The following is a 5046-nucleotide window of genomic DNA, read 5'->3' on the forward strand; positions in this document are numbered from 1 at the left end:
TCGCGTTTACTTGCCCGTAGATCGGGAAACGGGTAAAATGCGCGGTTTTGGTTTTGTGGAAATGTCCTCCGATGAGGAAGAAGCAAAAGCGATCGAAACTCTTGACGGGGCCGAATGGATGGGACGACAGATGAAAGTCAACAAAGCTCGTCCCAAGGAAGACAATTTCGGTGGTGGTGGCGGCGGTGAGCGCAAAAACTTCGGGCGCCGCGAACGTTAAACAGATTCTTGGAAAATTCCAGAAGCGGTTATTTCTGATAACCGCTTTCTTATCGATAATTAATAAATCTGCGTCTCTTTTCTAACATCCTAATACCCATTTTAAATGGGTAACAGCTATGAATGATCAATCCATTGCTCTGACCTCGTCCTCGATCGAGGATGAACCACTCCACCGCACATCGGAGCTGCCGATCTGGTTCGATAATTTCGCCAATCTGGCACAGGCCTACGAGGGGAGGCTCAACGAATCCGACCCCGTAATAGAGCCTAACGATCTTCGTCTGCATCTATTAACCACATTGCTCGGCACACCTCCGTCAGAGGCCTATTATCTCGTGCAGGGTTTAGCCCGGTGTCGGGAGGTAGAGGGCGATGTGTGCGAGTTCGGTGTGGCGCAGGGAGAAACCTCCGCGCTGATCGCCAATGAAATCGCTGGAACGGACAAGACCTTACATCTATTCGATTCCTTTGAAGGGTTGCCCGCCCCCTCGGAAAAAGATCGCTTGCTCCACGATATTTTCGATTTGGGGAATATGGAAGCCTATAGGGGAAAAATGCGATGCCGTGAGGGAATGGTTCTAGAGCGATTACGGAAGATTTCTTTTCCCGAACATCGCTATGTAATTCACAAAGGATTTTTCGATCGAATCCTCGAGGGAGCGGAAAATTTACCCGCGAGGGTTTCTTTCGCCTATGTGGATTTCGATCTGTACGAACCGATCAAACAGGTATTAGAGTTCCTCCACCCGCTCACCTCCCCTGGGGCGGTTATCATCGTCGATGATTACGGTTTCTTTTCTTCGGGCGTGAAGACGGCCGTAGATGAATTTATTCAAGATAAAAATGATCGGGAAAAGGTCTACGAGTACATGATCCCGGATACTCGATACGGACATTTCATCGTTTTGACGAAAAAAGGCTAACAGACGCAAAGATATCCGTTCGTCTGTACCCGTAAATTGCCTGTGAATATCCGATGTGTCGGGGGTAAATACAGAACCAAATCCTATTTAGGGTTGGCTGAATATCAGTTTAAGGCTTGCTATAAAATGGTTTTGGGACTTTTGCGGCTAAAAAAGTCCCAGAAACAAACGTTGAGAAATGGCAATGGGGACTCAAAACCCTTGCACTTTCGCTCTTCGATTGGGAAGGGTTCCACTTGCAGACGTGCGAGGTCATTCTGTTATTCTGACTTCCCCTCCCGACGACCGGCTACTGACGACCGACTCCTGACCCCAGCCTAGGAATTTTTCAGCATACCCTAGGTAGTTGGGGAATCTGTCACAACCAATCGATATTCCGACGCAACAAACGCACAAGCTCCCCGTCATCCCCTTAAACCGCCGTTTTCCGTGACTCAAGGATGGGGTGGAGAATTGTCCAGGCCAGGACGATAATTAAAGCCAAGATACCAAAACGAGCCATAGAACTAACTAACTGGTGCAAGGGGAACAAACGGCCTAAAAAGAAAGATAATGTCACCATAATCGTCGCCCACACCGTCGCTCCACCCAGATTACAGAGGAAAAAACGACCGTAGGGCATTCGGGCAATTCCCGCCATGGGACCTGCAAAGATTCTTAACAGGGCCACGAAGCGACCGAAAAAGACCGCCCGGGGTGCATTTTTACTAAATTGTTCCTTGGCTAATTCTAGTTTTTGGGGGGGAATCCGAAAGAATTTGCCAACTTTTAACAAAAACGGCCAACCCCCAGCGCGACCGAGCCAATAGCCAAAATTATCGCCTAAAACTGCTCCTGTAATTGCGCTGACTAAAACTAACCAATAGTTTAAATCACCACTACCGGCAAGGAAGCCGCCGACAATGGTGATGGTTTCTCCCGGGATGGGAATCCCCATATTTTCGAGGGTGATGCCGATAAATACTGCCCAGTATCCGTATTGGTGGGCGATTTCTTCAATATTTTCTAGGGATAATAGCTCTAGGGACATGGAGCGCTTTCTTAACAAAGGTTTACGAATATTCTAAGATATTTTTACAGGATTTAACCGTGGCTGAACATGACTTTTCCCAGTATTGATTTATTAGCAATTCGTCAGGGTGAGATAAAAGATTTAGCGGGCATGAATTTGGCAGGGGCTGATTTAGCGGGTGCAGACCTAGCAGGGGCGAATTTACGCGCAAATTTACGCGGTGCTGACCTGACTGGGGCAAATTTAAGGGGAGCAGATTTTCGTAATGCCGATTTACGCGGGGCAATTCTCCTCGATGCGATCGTGACCGGGGCAAGTTTGGCCGGGGCTTTTTTAGCCGGGGCGGTTTTTAATCATCTAGATTTGTCCGGGGCGGATTTTCGCGGTGTCGATGGCCGGGGAGTGAGTTTTGTCGGGGCGATTTTAACCCAAGCGGATTTTACTAGCGCTAATCTGTCCGGGGCAGATCTGTCGGCAACCGATTTAGAGGAAGCAATTTTTTTCGGGGCGATTTTACGCGGAACAAATTTTACTGATGCCAATCTTCTTTGTGCTAGTTTAGCCTCGGCAGTAACCACGGGGGCAATTTTCGATCGAGCTTGTTTAGAAGGGACAGGATTAACCTGAATGGCTGATGGATAAGACCTCTTGTAAAAATCAAAAATTGTTGTTAGGGTTGGGAGTCAGTAGCCAGCAGTCAGTAGTCAGGAGAATTAAGAATGAATAATAATCAGTTAAATGGTCTATTTATAGACTTTATGCCATTTAATCCTTATTTTTGCCGTTTTTGAACTCTGAAAAAATTAATTATGCAAGAGGTTTATAAAAGAAGAGGCTCTCCCCGGTTTGGTGGGTAAAATGTATTCTAAGATACAGTCTTGGGGCAGGGAGTGGGGCGAACCACTCCAGACACAAAGGACACAAAGATCGATCGATCATAGAGTAAGTTAAACTTATCACACAGAACCTAGAAGAGCCAAGAAGATGAGTTTCTAATTAGTTGCTGGAACCTGCTCTAGGTTTAAAAATCTTGACCATTTCCCTGTTTATCTGCCTCCATAGCTCCAGCTATTCTGAACCATTTAACCCCTTTTCTACCCTAAGTCTTCTTCTTGTGCAAATTGATCAAGTTTTTGCCATCCTCGACCGGAAAATTTAATTTAATTGTCCGGGTAATCAGTCCGGCTGTTGAAGAATTTTCCCCAACCAATTAAGTAATCAACCTACTTACTTAAGGGAACCTGGGGGAAAAGATTATGCTCAAAAATGATAGGATTGATTGATACCTAGCTGCCGTTAATCGCCATCGATGAGACCTTTACGCCGACTTTACCGCTATTTAAGTTTATTTTGCCTCTGTCTTCTTCTGATCGTGGGCTGTCAGTCCACTAATTCCAATTTACCACCAAGGGATAGCGATCGCCTGATGATCGGGACAACCCTAAAACCACGCTCGATCGATCCTGCCGATAGTTATGAGTTAGCAGGACTTTTTATTATTTATAATCTCGGTGAAACTCTCTACACCTACGCCGAAGGAACCACTAATTTAAAGCCTCTCCTCGCCACGGAATTGCCCCAAATTAGCCCCGATGGTTTGACTTATACTATCCCAGTCCGTCGAGGGGTTATTTTTCATGATGGCACGGTTTTTAACGCGGAGGCGATGAAGTTTTCCCTAGAAAGATTTATCAAAAATGGTGGTGAACCTTCTTTTCTTCTTCGGGATACAATTGATAAAATTACCGCTACAAAAGAAGACGAAATTACTATTAAACTAACCAGACCTTTTGCCGCTTTTCCTGCTCTTTTAGCTTATCCCGGAGCCTGTGCGGTTTCACCCAAATTTTATCAAATTGGCGAGGGTAAATTTAAACCCGAAGAATTTATCGGCACAGGACATTATCAATTAAAAGCGGTTACTAGCGATTCTTTTAGTTTAGAAGCATTTGATCGCTATTGGGGAGAACCAGCCAAAAATAAGGGAGTTAATGTGCAAATTTATCTCTCTAATCCTGCCAATTTATTTAACGGTTTTCAGACGGGTGCGGTGGATATTGCCTATCAATCTTTACTGCCTCCTCAAGTGAGAAAATTACGCACAGAAGCAGCCCAGGGAAAATGGCAAGCGATCGAATCTTCTGGGGCAGCAATTAACTTTATGAGCGTCAATCTCAAAAGTGAACCCACCGATAATATTTTAGTGCGACAAGCAATTGCTTCTCTAGTCGATCGAGATTTACTTAATGATCGCATTTTACAAGGTCAAGGCATCCCTCTTTTTAGTCTGATTCCTACTACTTTTTCCGAGTCACAACCGGTGTTTAAAGAGCGCTATGGCAACCATAATATAGAGCAAGCTAAACAATTACTAAAAACTGCTGGTTATAGTCCAGAAAAACCAGCAATTGTAGAAGTTTGGCACTCCTCGGGATCGATCACTTCCAGCAGCGTGGCGGCAGTGATGAAAGCCCTAGCAAAACGGGATTTAGATAATATGATTCAATTTGAACCCAATAGTATCCTAGGAGCGGCCTTTTTCCGTAATATTAGCCAGGGACTTTATACCACTGCTCTATCTAATTGGTATCCCGATTTTTTGGATGCAGATAACTATATTTATCCCTTTTTAGATTGTGCTAAAGGTTCCCCAGAAACTGGCTGCGAAGAAGGAGGATCGCAAAGTCAAGGCTCATTTTTTTATAGTCAAGAAATGAATCAATTAATCGCACAATCCCGTCGGGAAAGTAACCCAGCCAAAAGAAAGCAGATTTTTGGCAAAATTCAAGAAATTCTCGCCGATGAAGTTCCCTATATTCCCCTTTGGCAAACCAAGGAATACGCTTTTGCTCGCAATGGCATCACGGGAGTTATCATCAATCCCAGTCA

Annotated in this window: 5 protein-coding genes; 4 read left to right on the forward strand and 1 reads right to left on the reverse strand. The window is 44.9% G+C overall.

The window, feature by feature from the left end; genetic code table 11:
• Both PX484_RS09100 and PX484_RS09105 read left to right on the forward strand, forming a co-directional pair.
• The coding region (locus tag PX484_RS09100; protein WP_288103535.1) for an RNA recognition motif domain-containing protein at window positions 1-220 on the forward strand (220 nt) is incomplete at its 5' end.
• A 118-nt stretch (window positions 221-338) separates the two neighbouring features.
• The gene (locus tag PX484_RS09105) at window positions 339-1145 is read left to right on the forward strand and encodes a TylF/MycF/NovP-related O-methyltransferase (RefSeq protein ID WP_287766486.1); all 807 of its coding nucleotides are present in this window, start codon (window positions 339-341) and stop codon (window positions 1143-1145) included.
• 412 nt (window positions 1146-1557) lie between these two features.
• On the opposite strand, the gene PX484_RS09110 is transcribed toward PX484_RS09105, so the two are convergent.
• A complete protein-coding gene (locus PX484_RS09110; protein WP_002799867.1) occupies window positions 1558-2175 on the reverse strand; it encodes a DedA family protein in 618 nt (205 codons plus the stop codon).
• A 69-nt stretch (window positions 2176-2244) separates the two neighbouring features.
• Between PX484_RS09110 and PX484_RS09115 the strand changes: the two genes are divergently transcribed.
• Window positions 2245-2784 carry a pentapeptide repeat-containing protein gene (locus tag PX484_RS09115; protein ID WP_002775354.1) on the forward strand — a complete coding sequence of 180 codons (540 nt, stop codon included), beginning with the start codon at window positions 2245-2247 and terminating at the stop codon, window positions 2782-2784.
• Window positions 2785-3466: 682 nt separating this feature from the next.
• The coding region (locus PX484_RS09120) for an ABC transporter substrate-binding protein (RefSeq protein ID WP_288103538.1) at window positions 3467-5046 on the forward strand (1580 nt) is incomplete at its 3' end.

Source organism: Microcystis sp. M49636_WE2, from assembly GCF_030065375.1.
GTDB lineage: Bacteria > Cyanobacteriota > Cyanobacteriia > Cyanobacteriales > Microcystaceae > Microcystis > Microcystis aeruginosa_C.

Bases quoted from the DNA above. Each gene is read 5' to 3' on its own strand.
- PX484_RS09105 (WP_287766486.1), top strand. From the start codon at position 339: ATGAATGATCAATCCATTGCTCTGACCTCGTCCTCGATCGAGGATGAA.
- PX484_RS09110 (WP_002799867.1), bottom strand. From the start codon at position 2,175: ATGTCCCTAGAGCTATTATCCCTAGAAAATATTGAAGAAATCGCCCAC.
- PX484_RS09115 (WP_002775354.1), top strand. From the start codon at position 2,245: ATGACTTTTCCCAGTATTGATTTATTAGCAATTCGTCAGGGTGAGATA.